15 protein-coding genes are annotated in these 22,093 nt (G+C 55.6%); 2 read left to right on the top strand and 13 right to left on the bottom strand.

Annotated elements, in window-relative coordinates:
• Nucleotides 1–224: 224 nt before the first annotated feature.
• Nucleotides 225–416, top strand: a complete 192-nt coding sequence (locus tag WM46_RS00750; protein WP_042999844.1) for a YfgG family protein — start codon at nt 225–227, stop codon at nt 414–416.
• A 113-nt stretch (nt 417–529) separates the two neighbouring features.
• On the opposite strand, the gene guaA is transcribed toward WM46_RS00750, so the two are convergent.
• Nucleotides 530–2,107: a glutamine-hydrolyzing GMP synthase gene (gene guaA / locus WM46_RS00745; RefSeq protein ID WP_102601174.1), complete on the bottom strand. Its 1,578-nt coding sequence runs from the start codon at nt 2,105–2,107 to the stop codon at nt 530–532.
• A gap of 67 nt (nt 2,108–2,174) precedes the next feature.
• Nucleotides 2,175–3,641, bottom strand: coding sequence for an IMP dehydrogenase (guaB, locus tag WM46_RS00740; RefSeq protein WP_187394431.1), 1,467 nt, complete (start codon nt 3,639–3,641; stop codon nt 2,175–2,177).
• A gap of 161 nt (nt 3,642–3,802) precedes the next feature.
• Here guaB and xseA point away from each other — a divergent pair, with 161 nt between their 5' ends.
• Nucleotides 3,803–5,167, top strand: a complete 1,365-nt coding sequence (gene xseA, locus WM46_RS00735) for an exodeoxyribonuclease VII large subunit (RefSeq protein WP_102601173.1) — start codon at nt 3,803–3,805, stop codon at nt 5,165–5,167.
• Nucleotides 5,168–5,204: 37 nt separating this feature from the next.
• Here the strand turns inward: xseA and WM46_RS00730 are convergent, their stop codons facing one another.
• The 11 genes from WM46_RS00730 to WM46_RS00675 form a co-directional block, all read right to left on the bottom strand.
• Entirely contained in the window at nt 5,205–5,426 is a 222-nt protein-coding gene (locus WM46_RS00730) for a zinc ribbon domain-containing protein (protein WP_102601172.1), read from the bottom strand.
• Nucleotides 5,427–5,557: 131 nt separating this feature from the next.
• Nucleotides 5,558–7,030: a ribosome biogenesis GTPase Der gene (gene der, locus WM46_RS00725; RefSeq protein ID WP_061074961.1), complete on the bottom strand. Its 1,473-nt coding sequence runs from the start codon at nt 7,028–7,030 to the stop codon at nt 5,558–5,560.
• Between the two features lie 118 nt (nt 7,031–7,148).
• Nucleotides 7,149–8,327 carry an outer membrane protein assembly factor BamB gene (gene bamB, locus WM46_RS00720; RefSeq protein ID WP_042999835.1) on the bottom strand — a complete coding sequence of 393 codons (1,179 nt, stop codon included), beginning with the start codon at nt 8,325–8,327 and terminating at the stop codon, nt 7,149–7,151.
• Between the two features lie 10 nt (nt 8,328–8,337).
• Nucleotides 8,338–8,958, bottom strand: a complete 621-nt coding sequence (locus WM46_RS00715; RefSeq protein ID WP_102601171.1) for a YfgM family protein — start codon at nt 8,956–8,958, stop codon at nt 8,338–8,340.
• Between the two features lie 13 nt (nt 8,959–8,971).
• Entirely contained in the window at nt 8,972–10,246 is a 1,275-nt protein-coding gene (gene hisS, locus WM46_RS00710; protein ID WP_102601170.1) for a histidine--tRNA ligase, read from the bottom strand.
• A 110-nt stretch (nt 10,247–10,356) separates the two neighbouring features.
• Nucleotides 10,357–11,475: a flavodoxin-dependent (E)-4-hydroxy-3-methylbut-2-enyl-diphosphate synthase gene (ispG, locus tag WM46_RS00705; protein ID WP_042999832.1), complete on the bottom strand. Its 1,119-nt coding sequence runs from the start codon at nt 11,473–11,475 to the stop codon at nt 10,357–10,359.
• A 26-nt stretch (nt 11,476–11,501) separates the two neighbouring features.
• A complete protein-coding gene (gene rodZ, locus WM46_RS00700; RefSeq protein WP_102601169.1) occupies nt 11,502–12,494 on the bottom strand; it encodes a cytoskeleton protein RodZ in 993 nt (330 codons plus the stop codon).
• A 287-nt stretch (nt 12,495–12,781) separates the two neighbouring features.
• Nucleotides 12,782–13,948, bottom strand: a complete 1,167-nt coding sequence (locus tag WM46_RS00690) for a bifunctional tRNA (adenosine(37)-C2)-methyltransferase TrmG/ribosomal RNA large subunit methyltransferase RlmN (protein ID WP_102601168.1) — start codon at nt 13,946–13,948, stop codon at nt 12,782–12,784.
• Between the two features lie 160 nt (nt 13,949–14,108).
• Entirely contained in the window at nt 14,109–14,540 is a 432-nt protein-coding gene (gene ndk / locus WM46_RS00685; RefSeq protein ID WP_046485030.1) for a nucleoside-diphosphate kinase, read from the bottom strand.
• A 135-nt stretch (nt 14,541–14,675) separates the two neighbouring features.
• Nucleotides 14,676–16,988 carry a peptidoglycan glycosyltransferase PbpC gene (pbpC, locus tag WM46_RS00680; RefSeq protein ID WP_102601167.1) on the bottom strand — a complete coding sequence of 771 codons (2,313 nt, stop codon included), beginning with the start codon at nt 16,986–16,988 and terminating at the stop codon, nt 14,676–14,678.
• Nucleotides 16,989–21,950: an alpha-2-macroglobulin family protein gene (locus WM46_RS00675; protein WP_102601166.1), complete on the bottom strand. Its 4,962-nt coding sequence runs from the start codon at nt 21,948–21,950 to the stop codon at nt 16,989–16,991. It abuts the gene before it with no gap.
• Nucleotides 21,951–22,093 lie beyond the last annotated feature (143 nt).

Genomic DNA, 22,093 nt, shown 5'->3' with positions numbered 1-22,093 from the left:
ATTTTTGACGTATATCAAATAATACAGTCCCCATTAATCAATTATTACCTTTATTTCACGGTGTTATCATTTTCACATTATTAATGTAAATAATATCATTATTCTTCATAACAACGAGATATGGTTCAACTGACGCAATTTTACATCATCAAGAATTGACCCATCTGACACAGTGTGCCTTAATGTATCTGTCGCCCGTATGGGCATCCCTTAAGGAACCTTTTGTGAGTCAGGCAACCAGTATGCGAAAACGACATCGATTTAACAGTCGCATGACCCGTATCGTATTGCTTATCAGCTTTATCTTCTTCTTTGGACGCTTTGTCTACTCTTCTATCGGTGCCTGGCATCATCATCAGGACAAAAAAGACGCGCAACAGTCCACTCTTTCTGTCGAAACGCCTGCTCAACGTTAATCCTTTTATTCCTGACAGACGCCATTTGGTCTTTTATACGCCCGAATAAAACAAAAACCCCCTGTATAAACAGAGGGTTTTATTGATTATACGTCAGTGACGCGTGGGGGAGATTATTCCCACTCGATCGTGGCTGGCGGCTTGCCGCTGATGTCATACACGACGCGTGAAATACCATTCACTTCGTTGATGATACGGTTAGACACACGGCCCAGGAAGTCATACGACAGGTGCGCCCAATGCGCGGTCATGAAGTCAATGGTTTCAACCGCACGCAGAGAAACCACCCAGTCGTATTTACGGCCATCACCCATCACACCAACAGAACGAACCGGCAGGAATACGGTGAACGCCTGACTCACTTTGTTGTACAGATCGGCTTTGTGCAGTTCTTCAATGAAGATAGCGTCCGCACGACGCAGCAGGTCGCAATACTCTTTCTTCACTTCGCCCAGCACGCGTACGCCCAGACCCGGCCCCGGGAACGGGTGACGGTAAAGCATGTCGTACGGCAGGCCCAGCTCCAGACCAATTTTACGCACTTCGTCTTTGAACAGCTCTTTCAGCGGCTCAACCAGACCCATCTTCATCTCTTTTGGCAGACCGCCTACGTTGTGGTGAGATTTGATGACGTGCGCTTTACCGGTCGCAGAAGCGGCAGATTCAATCACGTCCGGGTAGATGGTGCCCTGCGCCAGCCATTTCACATCTTCCAGCTTCAGCGCTTCTTCGTCGAAGACTTCAACAAAGACGCGGCCAATGATCTTACGTTTCGCTTCCGGATCGTTCTCGCCTTTCAGCGCGGTCAGGAAGCGCTCTTCAGCCGGAACGTGAACAATGTTCAGACCAAAGTGATCACCGAACATATCCATCACCTGCTCGGCTTCATTCAGACGCAGCAGACCGTTATCGACGAAGACACAGGTCAGGTTTTTACCGATCGCACGGTGCAGCAGCATCGCCGTGACGGAAGAGTCCACGCCACCGGAAAGGCCGAGGATCACTTTGTCATCGCCCACCTGCTGGCGGATACGCTCAACGGCGTCGTCGATGATTTTTGCCGGCGTCCACAGCGCTTCACACTGGCAGATGTCGCGGACAAAACGCTCCAGCATGCGCATCCCCTGACGGGTGTGGGTCACTTCCGGGTGGAACTGAACGCCGTAAAAGCGTTTTTCTTCGTTCGCCATAATGGCAAACGGGCAGCTTTCGGTGCTGGCAACAGTGACGAAATCGGACGGGATCGCCGTCACTTTATCGCCGTGGCTCATCCACACGTCCAACAGCGGTTTGCCGTCTGCGGTCAGGGAGTCCTCGATACCGCGAACCAGCGCGCTGTCGGTTACAACTTCAACCTGCGCGTAGCCGAACTCACGCTCAGTCGAACCTTCAACATGACCGCCCAACTGCATCGCCATCGTCTGCATGCCGTAGCATACGCCGAATACCGGAACACCGGCTTCGAAAACGTATTGCGGTGCACGCGGGCTGTTTTCTTCCGTGGTACTTTCCGGGCCGCCGGAAAGAATGATACCGCTAGGATTAAACTCGCGAATCTGTGCTTCAGTCACATCCCACGCCCACAGTTCACAGTAAACGCCCAGTTCACGCACGCGACGTGCAACCAGCTGTGTGTACTGCGATCCGAAATCAAGGATGAGAATGCGATGCTTGTGAATATTGTCTGTCATTGACGCTAATTCCGAGGCAAGTGAAACAATAACAAAACGCCCGGTTAAAACCGGGCGCGGAAACTTATCAGGAGCCCATACGGTAGTTCGGGGACTCTTTGGTGATGGTCACGTCGTGAACGTGGCTTTCCTGAATACCCGCACCACTGATACGTACGAATTCCGCTTTAGTACGCAATTCGTTGATAGTACCACAGCCAGTCAGCCCCATACAGGAGCGCAGGCCGCCCATCTGCTGGTGAATGATCTCTTTCAGGCGGCCTTTATAGGCAACGCGACCTTCGATACCTTCCGGCACCAGTTTGTCAGCGGCGTTATCGCTCTGGAAGTAACGGTCAGAAGAACCTTTGGACATCGCGCCCAGAGAGCCCATACCACGGTAGGATTTGTAAGAGCGCCCCTGGTAAAGTTCGATTTCACCCGGGGATTCTTCCGTGCCCGCCAGCATGGAGCCCACCATCACTGCGCTTGCGCCAGCCGCGATGGCTTTGGCGATATCGCCAGAGAAACGGATACCGCCGTCAGCGATAACCGGAATACCCATGCCTTCCAGCGCTTCAACAGCATCAGACACTGCGGTGATCTGCGGAACACCCACGCCAGTCACGATACGCGTGGTACAGATGGAGCCTGGGCCGATACCCACTTTCACCGCGCTCACGCCAGCGTCCGCCAGGGCACGAGCGCCTGCACCGGTCGCCACGTTACCGCCAATGATTTGCAGATCCGGGTATTTCGCGCGGGTTTCACGAATGCGCTGCAAAACGCCTTCTGAATGGCCGTGAGAAGAGTCGATCAGCAGCACATCAACACCAGCCGCGACCAGCGCATCAACACGCTCTTCGTTGCCCGCGCCTGCGCCAACCGCAGCGCCAACGCGCAGACGGCCATGCTCATCTTTACAGGAGTTCGGTTTACGTTCGGCTTTCTGGAAGTCTTTTACGGTGATCATGCCAAGCAGATGGAAGCTGTCATCAACAACCAGCGCTTTCTCAACGCGTTTCTCGTGCATTTTTGCCAGCACGACGTCACGCGCTTCGCCTTCGCGAACGGTGACCAGACGCTCTTTCGGCGTCATGTAAACGCTGACCGGTTGGCTCAGGTCGGTTACAAAACGCACGTCACGACCGGTGATGATCCCGACCAACTCATTGTCTTGCGTCACGACCGGGTAGCCTGCAAAGCCATTGCGTTCGGTCAGTTCTTTCACTTCACGCAGAGTGGTCGTCGGCAGAACGGTTTGCGGGTCAGTTACTACGCCAGATTCATGTTTTTTCACGCGGCGAACTTCTTCTGCCTGACGCTCAATCGACATGTTTTTATGGATAAAACCGATGCCGCCTTCCTGTGCCAGCGCAATCGCGAGGCGCGCTTCAGTCACGGTATCCATCGCTGCGGAGAGCATAGGAATGTTCAGACGAATGGTTTTCGTCAACTGCGTGCTGAGGTCAGCAGTATTCGGCAGAACGGTGGAATGAGCGGGAACGAGGAGAACGTCGTCAAACGTCAAAGCTTCTTTAGCAATACGTAGCATGGGCAATATCTCTAACCTGGGGGTGGATAAATATTGCCGTGGCATTATACAGAGCGTAATCGGTTGCATCCACACTTTTTTGCAAATAATGCTTGCGCTCCTGCTCAGGCGGGTTACTATCGATTGAATAACCTGCTGATTTAGAATTTGATCCCGCTCACATGTTATCCTCTCAGACCTCCGCAATTTTTACTGTTAGCCGCCTTAATCAGACGGTTCGTCTGCTGTTAGAACAGGAGATGGGACAGGTCTGGATCAGCGGCGAGATTTCCAATTTCTCGCAGCCGTCATCGGGGCACTGGTACTTCACGCTGAAAGATGACACGGCACAAGTCCGCTGTGCAATGTTCCGCAACAGCAATCGTCGGGTGACCTTTCGCCCTCAGCACGGCCAGCAGGTTCTGGTTCGCGCCAATATCACCCTGTACGAGCCGCGCGGCGACTATCAAATTATCGTCGAAAGCATGCAGCCTGCCGGTGAAGGTCTGCTCCAGCAAAAGTATGAACAATTAAAAGCTAAACTACAGGCTGAAGGGCTTTTTGATCAGCAGCATAAGCAGCCGCTTCCCTCTCCTGCCCACTGCGTGGGGGTGGTTACCTCAAAAACCGGGGCCGCGCTGCACGATATTCTCCATGTCCTGAAACGTCGCGATCCCTCTTTACCGGTTATCATCTATCCGACCGCCGTCCAGGGTGACGACGCACCGGGGCAAATTGTCCGCGCAATTGAACTGGCGAATGCGCGCCAGGAGTGTGATGTCCTGATCGTCGGGCGCGGCGGCGGTTCGCTGGAAGATTTATGGAGCTTTAACGACGAGCGCGTCGCACGGGCTATTTTTGCCAGCGCGATCCCGGTAGTCAGCGCCGTCGGCCACGAAACGGATGTCACTATTGCCGATTTTATTGCCGACCTGCGTGCGCCGACGCCTTCGGCCGCCGCTGAAATGATCAGCCGAAATCAGCAGGAGTTGCTGCGTCAGATCCTGTCTGCACAGCAGCGTCTCGGCATGGCGATGGATTACTTTCTGGCGAACCGCAGCCGTCGATTCACCCAGATTTATCATCGCCTGCAACAGCAACATCCGCAGCTGCGTCTCGCTCGTCAGCAAACGGCACTGGAGAGGTTGCATCAGCGCATGAACGTGGCCATCGACGGCCAGTTGAAGCGCACCAGCCAGCGGCAATCCCGTCTGCTGCAACGCCTGAACCAGCAAAATCCGCAACCGCGCATTCACCGCGCGCAAACCCGCATTCAGCAACTGGAATATCGGCTGGCGGAGAATGTGCGTTCCCGTCTGAGCGCCACGCGGGAACGCTTTGGCAATGCGGTAACACATCTGGAAGCGGTCAGCCCACTCTCAACCCTGGCACGTGGCTACAGCGTCTCTACCGCCAACGATGGCAAAGTGCTGAAAAAAGTGAAACAGGTGAAAACGGGTGATGTGATGACCACCCGACTGGAAGACGGCTGGGTGGAGAGTCAGGTCACTGATATTAAACCGGTGAAGAAGCGCGCCCGCAAGTAAGTGGCTCAGCCTCTGGCAGAAACTGAGCAACGTCCGGTCACGCGTCAGGCAGCGTAAACTCAACGCGTTTTTTGGAAATCAGCCCGTGGCCATTCTGGCAAAAATAATCCACCGCGCCACAAGCTTTCAACACCTGTAGCGGCTGGTGGCAATCCGGGCATCGCGCTTCAACGGTAAAATCTGTATCGCAGGTCGCGCAATGGGCCGTTTCTCCATTGCGTTCCAGCAAGTTTTGACAAACAGGGCAAATCAGTTCCATATCACCTCCTTCACTCTCCTCTTCTGCTGAAGAGGATGCCAATGACCAGGACGTTCTGTCCTGAAGATACAGACATCAAAAAGCCCGACGGTCGCGGGCTTTTAGGCGTTATCTGAATGGCAGATAAGTTATTACTTACTTTTCTTGATGTGTTTAATCAGACGCTTACGCTTGCGCATCTGGGTCGGCGTCAGCGTATTGCGCTTGTTGGCATACGGGTTCTCGCCCTCTTTAAACTGAATGCGGATCGGCGTCCCCATCACTTCCAGCGATTTACGGAAGTAGTTCATCAGGTAGCGCTTATAGGAATCCGGCAGGTCTTTAACCTGGTTACCGTGAATCACCACAATCGGCGGGTTATAGCCCCCCGCGTGAGCATATTTCAGTTTCACGCGACGACCACGGACCAGCGGCGGCTGATGATCTTCGACCGCCATCGTCATGATACGGGTCAGCATCGCCGTGCTAACGCGACGGGTGGAGCTGTCATAGGCTTCGCGGACGGATTCAAACAGATTGCCAACACCGCTGCCATGCAGCGCAGAGATAAAATGCACGCGCGCGAAATCGATAAAGCCCAGACGGAAGTCCAGCGTTTCTTTCACCTGCTCTTTCACTTCCTGAGTCAGGCCATCCCACTTGTTCACTACGATGACAAGTGAGCGCCCACTATTGAGGATAAAACCCAGCAGCGACAGATCCTGATCAGAGATACCTTCGCGGGCATCAATCACCAGCATCACCACGTTAGCGTCTTCAATCGCCTGCAATGTTTTGATAACCGAGAACTTTTCCACCGCATCGGTGATTTTGCCGCGCTTACGCACCCCGGCAGTATCGATGAGCACGTATTCGCGCTCATCGCGTTCCATCGGGATATAAATACTGTCACGGGTGGTGCCTGGCATGTCATAAACCACCACGCGATCTTCACCCAGGATACGGTTAGTCAGTGTGGACTTACCGACGTTCGGACGACCGACAATCGCCAGCTTAATCGGCAGATCCTGCGGATTGAAGTCATCTTCGGGCTCTTCTTCACCGTTCTCGTCGGCTTCAAACTGCGCCCAGTATTCGGCGTCTTCATCCACCTCTTCCTGCGGCGCGGCATCGTCCATCCACGGCAGCAGGACGTGTTCCAGCAGACTGAGCACGCCACGGCCATGAGACGCGGCGATCGGATGAATCTCCCCCAGACCCAGCGAGTAGAAATCAACGATGGCCTGATCCGGATCGAGTCCGTCCGTTTTGTTGGCAACCAGGAACGTCGGTTTTTCACGAGAGCGTAAATGCTGGGCGATAGCTTCATCGGCAGGCATCAGGCCAGCACGCGCATCCACCATGAACAGCACCACATCCGCCTCTTCAATCGCCAGCAGCGACTGTTCCGCCATGCGGGTTTCTACGCCATCTTCGGTGCCATCAATCCCGCCGGTATCGATGCAGATAAACTCACGACCTTCAATCTCCGCACGACCGTACTTACGGTCACGAGTCAGACCCGGGAAATCCGCAACCAGCGCATCTCGGGTGCGAGTTAGACGGTTAAATAACGTGGATTTTCCGACGTTAGGGCGCCCGACAAGCGCGACCACAGGTACCATGTTTAAAGCCTCATTTTAAAAATCATCAGACAACAGACGCGATTTTTGCGCCGTTGTTAAAAACAGGAAAACGGCCCCTGCACCAGGAGCCGTTTTTTAAAGCGTACGACCAGGACGATTAACGTGTAATGGAATACACGGTACCGTCTTTGGCCTGGATCAGCAGTTTGCCATCGGCAGAGACCGGTTCGGTCAGGAAGCCAGAGCTGTCTACTTTCTGCTGAGCCACAAAACGGCCGTCTTCGACGTTAAGCCAGTGCAGATAACCTTCGCTGTCACCCACCACCAGGTTGCCATTATACAACGCCGGGGAAGTCAGCAGACGGTGCAGCAGATCGCTCTGCGTCCACAGCGTGACGCCGCCATCGGTAGTCAGCGCCAGTACGCGGTCATTCTGATCCACCAGGTAGATACGGTTGCCATCGACGATAAAGTCATTCACCGAGCCCAGTTCACGTTTCCACATGATCTGACCGCTGCGCAGATCCAGCGCAGTCAGGTTACCATTATAAGCCAGGGCGTAAACGACGCCATTAACGATTACCGGGGTGGTGTCCACATCGCTCAGACGGTCAATCTCAGTAGAACCGGTCGCCTGAGAAATACGCTGCTGCCAGATCATCTGGCCTTGCTGCATCAATACGGCGCTCACGCGGCCGTTATCGCCACCGACAATGGCCGCGCCAAAGGCGGTTGCCGGCGCAGATTCGCCACGCAGGGACAGCGAAGGCATATCCAGGTTCACGGTCCACTTAATGGCGCCATCGGCTTCATTCAGTGCCTGCAACTGACCGTTGCTGGTATGAATCAGCACCATGCCGTCGCTAACTACCGGACGGGAGAGCGCTTCGCCCGCCACTTTGGTTTGCCATGCAACCGTACCGTCCGCCGCGTTCAGCGCATAAACCTGCGCTTTTTCGCTGCCGATATAGACGTGACCGCCTGCAACCGTTACGCCGCCAGACAACTGCGCTGACGAGCGTGAGAACCAGCCATCTTTCTCACCCAGGTTAACCGACCAGACTTCTTTTCCGTCATCAGCATTTAACGCTTTCACCACGCCAGCGCGATCGGCTGCGTAGACCACGTTATCGGCATACGCCGGGTGGAGGTTGGAATAGAAATCACCGATACCATTGCCTACAGACGTGCTCCAGGCTGTAGACGGGGTAAACTGATTTTCAACCACCGGTAATGGGGACATTTTAACAACGTCTTCTTCGCCACTAAACAGTGAACAGCCGCTCAACAGGGTAACGGAAAGCAGCCCTGGCAGAAGTAATTTACGCAATTGCATCGGGTCCCTCTCAGATGGACAAATTATTGATTTTCATCTGCATCATTTCGCTCAGTGCCGGGGAGGCGTTACTTTTCACGCCCGCTTCCCACGCACTACGCGCACCTTGTTTATCACCTTTGCTCAGCAACGCTTCGCCGCGCAGATCGGCAACAATCGCTGCCCATCCTTCACCCTTCACGCTCTCCAGGGTTTTCAGCGCCGTATCCGCCTGCTTGAGTTGAACCTGAACGCGAGCAAGACGCAGCGTGATCACCGCGTTAAGATTCTCATCACTCGTGGCGGCCAGTCCCTGCTGAAGCTGGGCTGCGGCTTTCTCAAGTTGATTCTGATCGACAAACTGCTGCGCCAGTTCCATCGACGCTAACGCGCCGTAGGTGTTCTTATTGTCGGCAGCAAATTTCTCTGCGGCTGACAGGTCTTCCGCTTTACCCGCGCTGAGCGAACTCACCACGGTTTGATATGATAGAGAAGCAGAGCGTGCGGACTCAGTCTGATGACTGTTCCAGTAGCGCCAGCCTACCAGCGCACCAACACCTAAAATAACCCCAACAGCCAGAGCTTTGCCGTTTTCGGCAAAGAAGCGTTTAATCGCATCAACCTGGTCGTTTTCGTTCTCGTAAATTTCCACGCAGTCCTTCTCCTTAAGCCATTAACGTGCGCAAATGGGCGGCAACGCTATCCTGTGCCACCTCGGTTTGCTCACCGGAGCGCAAATCCTTCACTACAACGGTACCAGCAGCCACTTCGGACTCGCCAAGCACCAGTGCAACGCGGGCGCCCCATTTATCAGCTCGGGCAAACTGTTTCTTAAAGTTGCCGCCGCCGTGGTTTGTCATCAGCTTCACGCCCGGGATTTCATCACGCACGCGCTCGGCCAGTGTCATTGCCGCAGACTGCGTATCCGCGCCTGAAGCGACCAGGTATATATCGACAACAGAATCGGCTTTAAATTCCGGATTCACTGCCTGAACCAGTAAAACAAGTCGTTCCAGGCCCATTGCAAAACCCACTCCCGGGGTCGCGCGACCGCCGAGTTGCTCAACCAGTCCGTCATAACGACCGCCCGCACAGACGGTGCCTTGCGAACCCAGACTGCTGGTGACCCACTCAAACACCGTACGGTTATAGTAGTCGAGACCACGAACCAGACGCTGGTTGACGGTGTAGGCAATGCCAGCGGCTTCCAGCAGTTTGCACAGACCCGCAAAGTGTTCGCGGGAATCGTCATCCAGATAATCGCCAAGCTGAGGTGCATCGTTGAGCAACGCCTGCACGTCAGGATTCTTTGAATCCAGTACGCGCAATGGGTTGGAGTACATGCGACGTTTGCAGTCTTCGTCCAGTTTCTCAACGTGCTGTTCAAGGAACGCCACCAGCGCATCGCGGTAGTTTGCACGCGCGTCCAGCGAGCCAATGGAGTTCAGCTCCAGATTGACATGCTCAGCGATACCCAGCGCGCGCCACCAGCGTGCGGTTAACATGATCAGTTCGGCATCAATATCCGGCCCTTGCAGACCAAAGGCTTCGACACCCAACTGATGAAACTGACGATAGCGCCCTTTCTGCGGACGCTCGTGGCGGAACATCGGCCCGATATACCACAGGCGCTGTTCCTGATTGTACAGGAGACCATGCTCGATGCCGGCGCGTACACAGCCCGCCGTGCCTTCCGGACGCAGCGTCAGGCTATCGCCATTGCGGTCCTCAAAGGTATACATCTCTTTTTCAACCACGTCGGTCACTTCACCGATCGCGCGTTTGAATAACGGGGTCTGCTCTACAATCGGCAAGCGGATTTCACTGTAACCGTAGCTGCCGAGCACGTTTTTGAGTGTGCCTTCAATGCGCTGCCAGATGGCGGTCTCGCCAGGCAGATAATCGTTCATGCCGCGAATGGCTTGAATGTTTTTTGCCACGTTTATTCTCTTTCTGAATATAAAAATGAACCCTCAGCGCTTCCCCGAGCGATACGGGAGCCATGCGGGTTCAATCATACACGGGAAGCACGCCGCTTCCCATCACGTTATTATTTTTCAACCTGCTGCACGTTAATCCGCTGCGCTTCGTCGAGCATCGTCGCTTTGGCGCGGATACGGGCTTCAAGCTGGTCAATCATATCGCTATTGTCCAGACGATCTTTACGCACGCCATCTTCATAGAGACCACTTTTCTTATTGCCGCCGGTTACGCCCAACGTGGAGACCAGCGCTTCGCCCGGTCCGTTAACCACGCAGCCAATAATGGATACATCCATAGGCGTAATGATGTCTTCCAGACGCTGTTCCAATGCGTTAACCGTACCAATCACGTCAAATTCCTGACGCGAACAGGTCGGACAGGCGATGAAGTTGATCCCGCGAGCACGAATGCGCAGAGACTTCAGGATATCGAAGCCAACCTTAATCTCTTCCACCGGATCGGCAGCCAGCGAAACGCGCAGCGTATCGCCAATTCCTTCGGACAGCAGCAGGCCAAGACCGATTGCCGATTTCACCGCACCACTGCGCGCACCACCGGCTTCGGTGATCCCTAAATGCAGTGGTTGATCGATTTGCTTCGCCAGCAGACGATAGGATTCAACGGCGAGGAAAACGTCAGACGCTTTTACGCTGACCTTGAACTGATCAAAGTTCAGACGATCGAGATGATCCACATGGCGCATGGCCGATTCCAGCAAGGCCTGCGGCGTAGGTTCGCCGTACTTTTCCTGCAGATCTTTTTCCAGCGATCCGGCGTTAACACCGATACGAATTGGGATATTTTTATCACGTGCGCAATCCACCACCATGCGGATACGCTCTTCATTGCCGATGTTGCCTGGATTAATACGCAGGCAGTCAACACCGTACTCCGCCACTTTGAGTGCAATACGGTAGTCGAAGTGAATATCGGCGACCAGCGGAACAGAAACCTGTTGCTTGATCAGTTTGAAGGCTTCTGCGGCATCCATCGTTGGTACGGAGACACGAACAATGTCAGCGCCAACGCGTTCCAGCGCTTTGATCTGATTAACCGTCGCTTCCACATCCGTGGTCCGCGTGTTGGTCATCGACTGGACGGCGATGGGTGCCCCATCGCCAATCGGCACATTCCCAACGTAAATACGCGTTGATTTTCTACGTTGAATTGGAGCCTGGTTATGCATGAAAAATCTCCCGCGTTACCCGTCTATTACTGCGCCGGTGATTGTTCGGCATTTAGGGTCAGACGCGCAACCTGGTTAGTTCTGATAAAACGGCTCAGATCGACAGGTTTTCCTTGATACTGGATCTGCACCGCAGCCGGCGCGCCAATTTTAAGCTTGTAAGGCGCCTGACCGGTCAGGTTTAAATTGCCATCTTTACGCTGCATTCCGCTGAACAGCTTTTTGCCCGTCGCATCGCTCACTTCCAGCCAGCAATCGGCGGTAAAATTCATCACCAGTGCGTTTGGATCGGCAGCGGCTTCCACACCCGCCTGATTGGTCGGCAACGGTGCCGCGCCATCCGGCGTTGCCGGTGTCGCAGGAGAGGTTGTTGCGGTATCAACGTTGGCCTGAGAAGGGGCGACCACGGCGTTCTGCTGCGAGTCAACCGCAGGAGCCGTCGTCGGCGCAGGCGTTTGCGCCGTCTCCGCCGGACCGGTGGCCGCAGGCGTGTTGTCCTGCGTTGCCGTCGCGCTGGTATCCAGCGGCACGCTTTGCGTGTTTTCGCTGTTGGCGTTCAGCTCAGCAGAGGATTGATCGGCCATCGTGGAGATCTCTTCCTGCTGCGCTTTGTGGTTTTGCCACCACCATGCGCCCGTCAGGCCAACCACCACAAACAGCACCAGCCAGGTAAACGTCATCAACCAGCCATCGCGCTTTCTACGACGTTTGCCTAATGAGAAGCTCTGCATCGGTGCCACTTTCGCCGCACGAACCGGCGCCTGTTTCTCCAGAGCCGGTAACAGTTCTTCTTCAGGAATATGGACCAGACGTGCATAAGAGCGAATGTATCCGCGCAGGAACGTTGAAGCCAGGTCGGCAGGCGCCTTATCGTCTTCAATGTCGCGTACGGTGGATACCTTCAGGCAAAGTCGCTCAGCGACAGCCTGCTGGCTGAGTCCGAGTTGTTCACGGGCATTGCGTAGGCGAACGCCGGTGGATTGTGCTTCATGTTGGTCGTGAGTGGCTTCAGTATTCATTCGCTACAGCTGCTGGTGAAAATTAGGGTTCAGGCGCCGGCGAGTCACAATGCCCACCCACACCGCGAAAATCGGTTCAGTCAACCTGAGTCAAACAGTATAAACCTCTCTGCTGACTCTTAACAAAAACAGCTTAAGCCTGAGGGCTAAACTATTGTCGCGCCGTACATACTGCCTTAAAGTCGACAAAAACGCACCGTTATTATTGACCGGACAAGTACAACCCAGGCCCTCATGCAAATTACACTGCGCCACAGCACAAAAATACGGCTGTGGCGCATTGCGCATCAGACGGTTTTAACGTCGATAGCCTCACCCTGCATACGCTTACGTAGCGTACGTTTAGTCCGGTCGATCACCTCCCCCGCCAGTTGTCCGCAGGCAGCGTCAATATCATCACCGCGCGTTTTACGCACAATGGTGGTAAAGCCGTAGCTCATCAGCACCTTAGAGAAACGGTCAATACGGCTATTAGAACTACGTCCATAAGGCGCCCCCGGGAACGGGTTCCATGGGATCAGGTTGATTTTACAAGGCGTGTCTTTCAACAACTCCGCCAGTTGATGCGCATGCTCTGTGCCATCGTTAACGTGATCCAGCATGACGTATTCGATGGTGACGCGTCCCTGGTTGGCATTGGATTTCTCCAGATAGCGGCGCACCGCGCCCAGGAAGGTTTCGATATTGTACTTTTTGTTGATTGGCACAATTTCGTCACGAATTTCGTCATTCGGCGCGTGCAGCGAGATCGCCAGCGCGACGTCAATCATGTCACCTAATTTGTCGAGCGCAGGCACGACGCCGGAAGTCGACAGCGTGACGCGACGCTTGGACAAACCGAAGCCGAAATCATCAAGCATGATTTCCATGGCCGGCACGACGTTAGTCAGGTTGAGCAGCGGTTCACCCATTCCCATCATCACCACATTGGTGATTGGACGCTGACCGGTGATTTTCGCCGCGCCAACAATTTTCGCCGCACGCCAGACCTGACCAATAATTTCAGAAACGCGCAGGTTACGGTTAAAACCCTGCTGTGCGGTTGAACAGAATTTGCATTCCAGCGCACACCCCACCTGCGAAGAGACGCACAGCGTGGCGCGATCCTCTTCCGGGATATACACCGTTTCGACGCGCTGATCGCCCACGGCAATCGCCCATTTGATGGTGCCATCGGAGGAGCGCTGTTCTTCAACCACTTCCGGTGCGCGGATTTCCGCCACCTCTTTGAGCTTGTTACGCAACACTTTGTTGATGTCAGTCATCTCATCAAAGTTGTCGCTGCAATAGTGGTACATCCATTTCATCACCTGGTCAGCGCGAAACGGCTTCTCACCCATCTCTTTAAAGAATTCGCGCATCTGCTGACGGTTCAGATCCAGCAGGTTGATTTTGCCATTTTTCGCAGGAACCGCAGGGGTGATGATTTCGGAAGTGTTAACTAATTCAGACATAATTTTTTCCGGCCTCGTTGTTACACGTTATGGCCCATGGGAGGTTGAAAAAAAACGCCCCGGTAAGCAGTGCTCATCCGGGGCGTTGCATTGTACAAAGTCTGGCGCAAGGATGCCACGTTTGCACGCGGCATTTACCGAAAAATTATTCCCAACGGGATCAACGTGTGCGAGCGCACACTTCGCCTTCACCGAAGAAATAGGCGATTTCGCGCTGAGCGGATTCCACGGAATCAGAACCGTGAGTCCCGTTTTCAGTGAAGCTGTCGGCGTAGTCAGCGCGCAGCGTACCCGCCAGGGCGTTAGCCGGGTTGGTTGCACCCAGCAGATCGCGGTGACGCTGAACCGCATTTTCGCTTTCCAGCACGGACACCACGATAGGACCAGAGGTCATGAACTCAACCAGTCCGTCGAAGAACGGCTTGCCGTCGTGCTCAGCGTAAAAGCCGCGTGCCTGCTCAACGCTCAGATGCAGCATTTTGGTGCCGACAATTTTGAACCCTGCTGCTTCAAAGCGCGCAAAGATATTACCAATAACGTTTTTTGCCACCGCGTTTGGCTTGATGATGGAAAAAGTACGTTCAATAGCCATGATTACCTCTGAAAGATGTTCTGTTGTGTTTTACCTGGCGCGGATTATAAAGAGCATCCCGGCTATTGCATATGGATGAAGGTAACATTTTTTTAAAATAAGATGAGCATTAGCAACAAAAAGTGTCAATCTGGTCTACTGCAACGTAAACCTCACCGTCGCAACCTGCCCGCTCTCATCCATCGCCAGTAGCTGATAGTCACCTTTTTCGCGCAGACGTAGCGTGATACTGCGCTCACGTTCTTGCAGCGGTTCACCGTTGAGGAACCACCAGCGCACGCCTGCGCCGCCGCTGCTCTGAAGCGTCACCCTCGCCTCCGTGGCCCCCGGTAAACGTTTGACGATTGCACCATCACGCACGCCTGACAGCAACAGTGGCAATGCGGGATCCTGTCCGTGCGGCGGACACGCCGCTGAGGATAACGGCAAGCGTGCGCTGCGACGCTCTGAAGCGGGCAACCACGGTTCAAGCGGCAACGGCCAGACAATCAGCATTTGTTCTTGCGCCTGCGGACAATCGACGGCAACGCGTCGGCCCGCCTTATCCAGCCAGATCGGGAAACGAATACCGCTCACCCCTTCTTGTTCCGGCAGCAACAGCGTGGGCGGCTGCACGTCTTCCAGCAGCCAGGTGGCCAGACGACGCCGACAATTGCTGTCACCAGGGGGAAGAGATTGCCCGCCTGGCCAGCACACCACGCCACGGGTAACCGACTGCGGGCGCGGATCTTCCGGTAGCGAGGCGCCACGGGCTAAGAGCAGGTTGTTTACCTGATTGAGCAGCGGGATCGCACTGGCATAACCAAACTGTCCGGCAACGGGCGTGCCGTCCGGTCTGCCGGTCCAGATACCGATGACATAGCGGGCATTAAGGCCAATCGCCCACGCATCGCGATAACCATAGCTGGTGCCCGTTTTCCACGCCAGCGGGGCCACCCGGGGAAGCGCGCTATCCGGCAATGGTTGCGCTTCATCGGCCAAAATACGTCGGATAATCCACGCCGCGCCGGGCGACATCAGCCTGCGTTCAGCGAGTGAGTCGCCCGGTTGCAAACGCAGTTTTCCCGCCTTGCCGTGGCGAGCAAAAGCGCTGTACCCCGCGACCATATCCTCAAGCCGTGCGCCTGCGCCCCCCAGAATAAGCGACAGATTAGGAGTCGCGCCCGCAGGCAAGTACAGCGGTAGTCCACTATTACGTAATTGTGCGGCAAAGCGCTTCGGACCGTAGGCCTCCAGCACCTGTACCGCAGGTAAATTCAGCGAGCGCACCAGCGCTTCGCTCATACTGACAGGGCCATGAAAGCCGCTGTCAAAATTCCCCGGACGATAGTCCCCGCTACGGCGTGGTACATCCTGCAATAAAGACGCCGGGTGGATTAATCCATCATCCAGCGCCAGTCCATAGACAAAAGGCTTGAGCACTGAGCCGGGTGATCGAATCGCCTTGACCATATCCACATGACCGAAACGCGTGTCATCATTCAGATCGACCGATCCGACCCAGCCACGCACACTCATGTCGGTGTGATCGACGACGATCATCGCCAGCGAACTGCGCGCTGGCAGCCTGCCCTTCCAGTTTTGCGCCAGCTCTTCCAGCTGTCGTTGCAGCCCGGCATCCAGGGTGGTGACAATTTTGTCGCCTTGATTTTTACCCAGCATCATCCGCGAGAACAGCGGTGCGAGTTGCGGCATCTGGCGGGGCGTCAGCCAGACCGGCTCTTCACGTGATTCCGCCACCTGGCGCGGTGACCAAATCCCCTGCATTGCCATCCGCTCAAGCACTTTGTTGCGCGCTGCTTCTGCCCGATCCGGCCAGCGATCAGGGCGCAGTCGACTCGGCGCCTGCGGTAATACCGCCAGTAACGCGGCTTCAGAGTAGCTGAGCTGTGACGGAGGTTTTCCGAGATAGGCCCAACTGGCCGCGCCAATCCCCTGCAACGTGCCGCCAAACGGCGCACGATTGAGGTACAGCGTCAGAATGTCGCGTTTTGAGAGATGCCATTCGAGCTGCAGAGCGCGCCAGAGCTGGCGAAACTTACCGCCGAACGTACGGGGGTGCGGATCCAGTAATCGTGCCACCTGCATAGTCAGCGTGCTGCCGCCGGAAATCACCCGCCCGGAGGAGAGATCCTGCCAGGCGGCGCGAAGTATAGAGAGAGGATTGACTCCAGGGTGTTGCCAGAACCAGCGATCTTCATAGTTGATGAGCGCCTCAAGATAGCGCGGGGAAACCTCTTCGAGCGTCACCGGATAACGCCAGATCCCATCCGCGTCGGCAAACCGCCACAGCGGCGTTCCGTCATGCGCCACAACCACCCGCGCCGGATTGACCTCGCGTAAAGGCAACGGCCAGATTTTGTCTGCCACCCAGACGGCGCAGACGAGTAAAACAGACGCGGCGACCAGCCAAAGCCAACCGCCACGTTTACCGACTAATCGCCCCATTTACGGCTTAACAATCAGAATGCCCTCGGCCGCACCGGTCGCCCGCCATTGTGGAACATACATCGATTCCACCATAGGCATCGGCACCTGATAGGTTCCAGGCGTCACCGCACGCGCCAGATAGACCAGCGTCACCGGCTGTCCACGATTCACCGCCACGGCGGCAACAAAGCGGTCATCCCGAAACTCAACGTGCTGAATATCTGCCTGTTGCATCTGATTGAGCAGGTTTTGCACCTCGCTGCCGCTGTCCTGCAAGCTGGCGCTACCGTTGGCCAGATTCTGGTTTTCCAGTTCCAGCCCGGCTGGTAGCAGATCCACCACCAACGCATCCGGCACGTCCTGGCTGGCTTTCACTTCCAGCCAGACCAGAACAAGTTCACCACTACGCAGGGAATCCAGCGATTTGCTCTGCCCGTCACTGCCCAGAATATGACGCTCAATCTGCAGCACATTGCTGGCGGGTGCCGGAGCCGATTGCGGATAGCCGCTCACGTCCAGACGCAACCACATCGGTTGAGCACCGTTATTCGTCACCTGCAACGCCGCAAGCTGATCGGCATCCAGATTACGGGTTTGCGCTTTCTCGCCCGTCAGCGGTTGCTCCGCGAGAGAAGTCTGCGCCTGCCAGGTACCGGGTAGATCCTGCAGCGAACGGGCTGCCAGGAACAGCGCATTATTCTCCTGCGTGGACAACCAGCGCTGACCAAACGCTTGTTCAGAGAGCGTGTTCAGCAGCGAGTTCTGGACGTCCGGCTTCAGGTTATTCTCTTCCAGCAGCGCCAGCATCAGGGCGTTATCGCGAAGCGGACTACCGTAATCGGCCAGCCACTGACGTTCATCGTGACGCGGGGTGGAGAGCGCCAGCGTAACCGCATCGTCACTTCGTTTCGCGTCGCCCATCGCTTTCAACGCCATGCCTAATTGCAGCAGCGGTAAGCCGGACGCCGCCTGACTGCGCCGTTCCCAGATCTCGCGTAACGCGCCAAGCGGGGCTTTTTGCTGCCGTGCCAGGACCAGCGCGGCATAAGCCTGCACGGCAAATTTGCTTGCCTGCGTGTTGCTGGTGTAGCGAATCGACATCATTCCCGGATCCTGCAGATATCGCAGCAGGCGCGCATTGCCCTGATTGATCCCTGCCGCTGGAACGCTATAGCCCTGCTCACTCGCCCGGACCAGGAAATCCATCGCATAGGCGGTCAGCCAGTACTCTTCTGAACCATTTTTGTCCCACAGCGCAAAACCACCGTTATCACGCTGCATTTGCAACAGGCGGGCAATCCCGGTTTCAATTGCCGCACGACGCTTCTCGTCGGTATCGCCCGCGATGCCCAGCGCTTGTAGCTGCGCGGCACTGGTATAAAGCGACGGGAACAGGCCGCTGGTGGTCTGCTCCAGACAGCCGTAAGGATACGCCTTCAGCTCGCGAATGTAGCGCGCCAGGTTTAACGGCGGTTTACCACTGAACAGTAGTTGGCCCTGTACCGTCACCGGAGAGAAATTCGTCAACCCTTCCTCGGGAAGGGTCCAGCTTTCACCCGGTTGCAGCATCACGCCGTTGTTGACCGTTTGCGCCGGGAATGCCGGACGGACGCCAATCTTCCACTGCTTTTGCTGCGGTCCGATGTCTTCTCCCGGCACGTTCAATCCGCTTAACGTCGCCTGCAGCTCACCATCACCAAATCCTTCTTTCGCACGAACCGGAACAAACAAGGTCGTACGCACGCCCGGCTCCAGATTAATCTGCGCAGGCTGGTCGCTGACCAGTTCGATCAGTCCGCTGGCGGTCAGCGTCACGTTCAGTGACTGTGGTCGATCGGTAAGGTTGGTCACGTCCAGCACCAGTCGCGAGGTATCGCCACCGGCCATAAAGCGCGGCATATTCAGCTCAGCAATGACCGGGGCGGCGACGATAGTTTTGCTTTCATTGCTGCCAAAGTCATCCGCCGTCCACGCCTGCGCCATCACGCGCAGTTCGCCATTAAAATCGCCAATCGGCAGCGTCACACTACCTTCACCCTGCTCATTCAGCGTGACCGGTTGCGCCTGCTGCGCCACGATGTTTACATGGTTGACCGGCGGTTTACCGCCACGCTTCAGTTCGTCGCCATCACCACCAAAGCGCAGTGCTGCCAGACGCCCCTGGCCCTCAATCACCTGGCCATAAATGTCATAAATATCCGCGCCGTAGCGTTTTTGCCCGAAGAAGGCCTGCCACGGATCCGGCGTAACGTAATCGGTAATGTTCAACACACCGCTGTCCACCGCCGACACCAGGACGTTGACCTGTTTTGGCGTCCCGCCATTTTTACTGCTGGCCTTGATCTTCACGGTCAACGGCTGGTTCGGACGCATTTTGGCCGGGCTTTCCAGCGCCAAATCCAGACGTCGGTTTTCATCCCCCAGCGGTAGATGCAGCAACCCTACGGCACGTTTCGGCGTTGCAGAACGGGATTTATCCCCCGGACGCACCACCAGCGTGCTCAGGTATAGATCGTGGCGATTCCACGACTTATCGACCGGAATGGAGAGATCCAGCCCTTGCGCCGGGACATCAATTTCCTGCCACCACAGCGGACCTTCACTGGATTCCACCATCGCATAGCCTTTCCCCGCCGCCGGCACCGCAATATGCAGCTTCATGGTGTCGCCCGGACGATAGGCTGGTTTATCCAGCTTCAACGTAACGCGATCCGGCCGCGCCGCCCCGCTGCCATCACTGTTATCCTGCCAGCTGTAGCCCGCCCAGAAACGGATGCTGCTGATCGCATCGTTTGGCGCTTTCACTTCCAGTCGGTAGGCACCCCATTCGACCGGGAATGTCACTTTGCCGGTTTCATCGGCTTTCAGATCCAGCGTCTGCTCACCTTCCACCAGATCTTTTTGATCAAAGCGCGACTGCCAGCCTTCGCTTTCCAGCCAGTCCCAGTAGTAGTCGCGACGCTCACGAATCAAACGCACCTGTAACCCGGAGACCGCTTTCTTCTCTCCCAGGGCATCGACATAGACAATGTCAAAAGCGGCGTTGCTGTCTTCATCGACAATCGGCTGATTCACCGTGGTATCGGTGCGGTAGTCATACACCGCTTTCACCGCAAATTGCGGGCGGATACCCGGTAATGTGTCGGCCGGCCAGATCGCCTGCTCAGCGCGACGCGTTACCGGACGACCACCGGACTCCAGCAGACTGGCCTGCAAAATGACCTTCAACGGTGAGTGGGTTTCACGCCATGCGCTGTTGGTGCTGATGTCGCCACGCCCGGTTTCATCCAGCGTCAGTTGAACTTCATCGAGACTGCGCGACAGGTTTTCCTCGGCAATATTGCCAAACTGGAAGCCTGGCAATGAGGGTACAGCATCACGCAGCGGGCGCAGATACAGCTGTCCCTGCAACGCATTGCCATTCGCCGGTGCGCCGTAGAGGTAATAGCCAACCACCGAGAACGTCACTTTATCAGACGGCGACAAAGGTGTTTTTTGACTGGTGAGATTCAGCGCCATTCGCTCCGGCATGAAATCTTCAACGTGGAAATCCCACATCCGACTTTGGTTATCGCCCGTGTTGGCGCGAATGTGCCACATTCCGGTTGGCGCGCCGCTGTCCAGCGAATAAGTAAAGCGATATAGCCCGTTATCCGGTTGACTGACGACAGTACGAATCACCTGTCCGTCCGGCTTAACCACTTCCAGCTTCACTGGCTGATCGGGCAGCGTCTTGCCGTCGCTGTCACGCAGTAGACCGTTGAGGATCACCGTCTCGCCGGGACGGTAGAGATCGCGCGGGCCAAACATAAAGAACTGTTTGCTGTAGCCGGGATCCCCCGCGATATCAAACTCCGCTAAATCCAGCGCCGGGAGTTTCAGATCCAGCAGCGTGGTTTGCCCCTCTTTACGCGCCAGCAACAGCGCGGCATTCTGGTGGTTTTCAAGCTGTACATGGCCTTTCGCATCGCTGGTCGCTTTCGCCAGAGTCTGTCCTTTTTCATCCAGCAAAGCGACATCTACCCCCTGCTGCGCGGCGCCATTCTCCAGACTTTGCGTAAACACATCGAGTCGGTTCTGATAGCGGTGGGCTGATACGCCGATGTCGCTGAGCGTGAACAACGTTGCGGCGTTGCTGTACTCGTACTGCCCGGCTTTAGTCATCACCGCAACGTAGACCCCCGCCTGCTGCAGCGGCTTAATCTCGCTCAGCGGCAGAAGGAGTTTTTCGCGGGTGTTACGCGCAGGATTGAGATCGAAGCGACCGGTGTAGACCAAATCCGCCATTTTCAGCAGATTGTCGGACTCCCAGTTGGACATTGAATTTCGGTACTCCCACTGACTGACAAAGGCCGCCAGCGATTCGGGTTTCACGCGGAAGAAGTTAACGTCTACGTTGTTCACGTTGAGCGCCATCACTGGCAGCCCTTCCACCACTTTCCCCGGCAGCAGTGAACCGCGGCTGGCAAAGCCTACGCTAGGCTGGATATCACGCGTGGTGAGGCTTTTCTCATAGTTAATTTCGAAGATCGCTTTGTTCAGCGCCCTGAGATCGCGCTCAATAGTCACCAGCAGGTCACGATTAGGTTCCAGGTGGCGTAGACGCAACTCTTTCAGATTCGGCGACAGTTCCCATGCGCCATCGACTTTGCCGCTTTTTTTATCCACCACGTGGACGATACGGGCAAAATCCTGTTCAGGATCTAACGGGACGGAAAAGGTCAACACCAGCGTGGATGCACCGTCCAGCTGCACCTCTGAGGCATCCAGCAGCGTCAGCGCTTTACCTTCGCTCTGCTGGGCCAGTTTCTGCAGCTTTGCGGTATCTTTTTCCGCTTTCTTTTCCGCCTCGGGCTGTGCAACGGGGGCAGATTGTGTCGCAGGGGCGTCTTTTTTCCCCACCGTAAGGGCTTTATCGTTGTTGTCGCACCCAGCCAGCGCCAGCATGAGCATGCAGGCAACTACGCGTATGTGTTTCATTTTTCATCCCTGGCCAGCACGGCCCGTTAGCAACGTAGAACCGTTATTATGCGTGAGATTTCACTTTGTGTAAGTCTCTATCCCCCCCATCTTGTCCGAATTTAATTAAGAAATGTGGGATCACCGGACAAATCAGCCTCTTT

The sequence above is a fragment of the Citrobacter freundii complex sp. CFNIH2 genome, from assembly GCF_002880615.1.
GTDB classification, from domain to species: domain Bacteria; phylum Pseudomonadota; class Gammaproteobacteria; order Enterobacterales; family Enterobacteriaceae; genus Citrobacter_A; species Citrobacter_A amalonaticus_F.
This window is presented reverse-complemented; position numbering and strand designations above follow the sequence as displayed.

Bases quoted from the DNA above. Each gene is read 5' to 3' on its own strand.
- guaA (WP_102601174.1), bottom strand. From the start codon at position 2,107: ATGACAGACAATATTCACAAGCATCGCATTCTCATCCTTGATTTCGGA.
- guaB (WP_187394431.1), bottom strand. From the start codon at position 3,641: ATGCTACGTATTGCTAAAGAAGCTTTGACGTTTGACGACGTTCTCCTC.
- xseA (WP_102601173.1), top strand. From the start codon at position 3,803: ATGTTATCCTCTCAGACCTCCGCAATTTTTACTGTTAGCCGCCTTAAT.
- WM46_RS00730 (WP_102601172.1), bottom strand. From the start codon at position 5,426: ATGGAACTGATTTGCCCTGTTTGTCAAAACTTGCTGGAACGCAATGGA.
- der (WP_061074961.1), bottom strand. From the start codon at position 7,030: ATGGTACCTGTGGTCGCGCTTGTCGGGCGCCCTAACGTCGGAAAATCC.
- bamB (WP_042999835.1), bottom strand. From the start codon at position 8,327: ATGCAATTGCGTAAATTACTTCTGCCAGGGCTGCTTTCCGTTACCCTG.
- ispG (WP_042999832.1), bottom strand. From the start codon at position 11,475: ATGCATAACCAGGCTCCAATTCAACGTAGAAAATCAACGCGTATTTAC.
- rodZ (WP_102601169.1), bottom strand. From the start codon at position 12,494: ATGAATACTGAAGCCACTCACGACCAACATGAAGCACAATCCACCGGC.
- WM46_RS00690 (WP_102601168.1), bottom strand. From the start codon at position 13,948: ATGTCTGAATTAGTTAACACTTCCGAAATCATCACCCCTGCGGTTCCT.
- ndk (WP_046485030.1), bottom strand. From the start codon at position 14,540: ATGGCTATTGAACGTACTTTTTCCATCATCAAGCCAAACGCGGTGGCA.
- pbpC (WP_102601167.1), bottom strand. From the start codon at position 16,988: ATGGGGCGATTAGTCGGTAAACGTGGCGGTTGGCTTTGGCTGGTCGCC.
- WM46_RS00675 (WP_102601166.1), bottom strand. From the start codon at position 21,950: ATGAAACACATACGCGTAGTTGCCTGCATGCTCATGCTGGCGCTGGCT.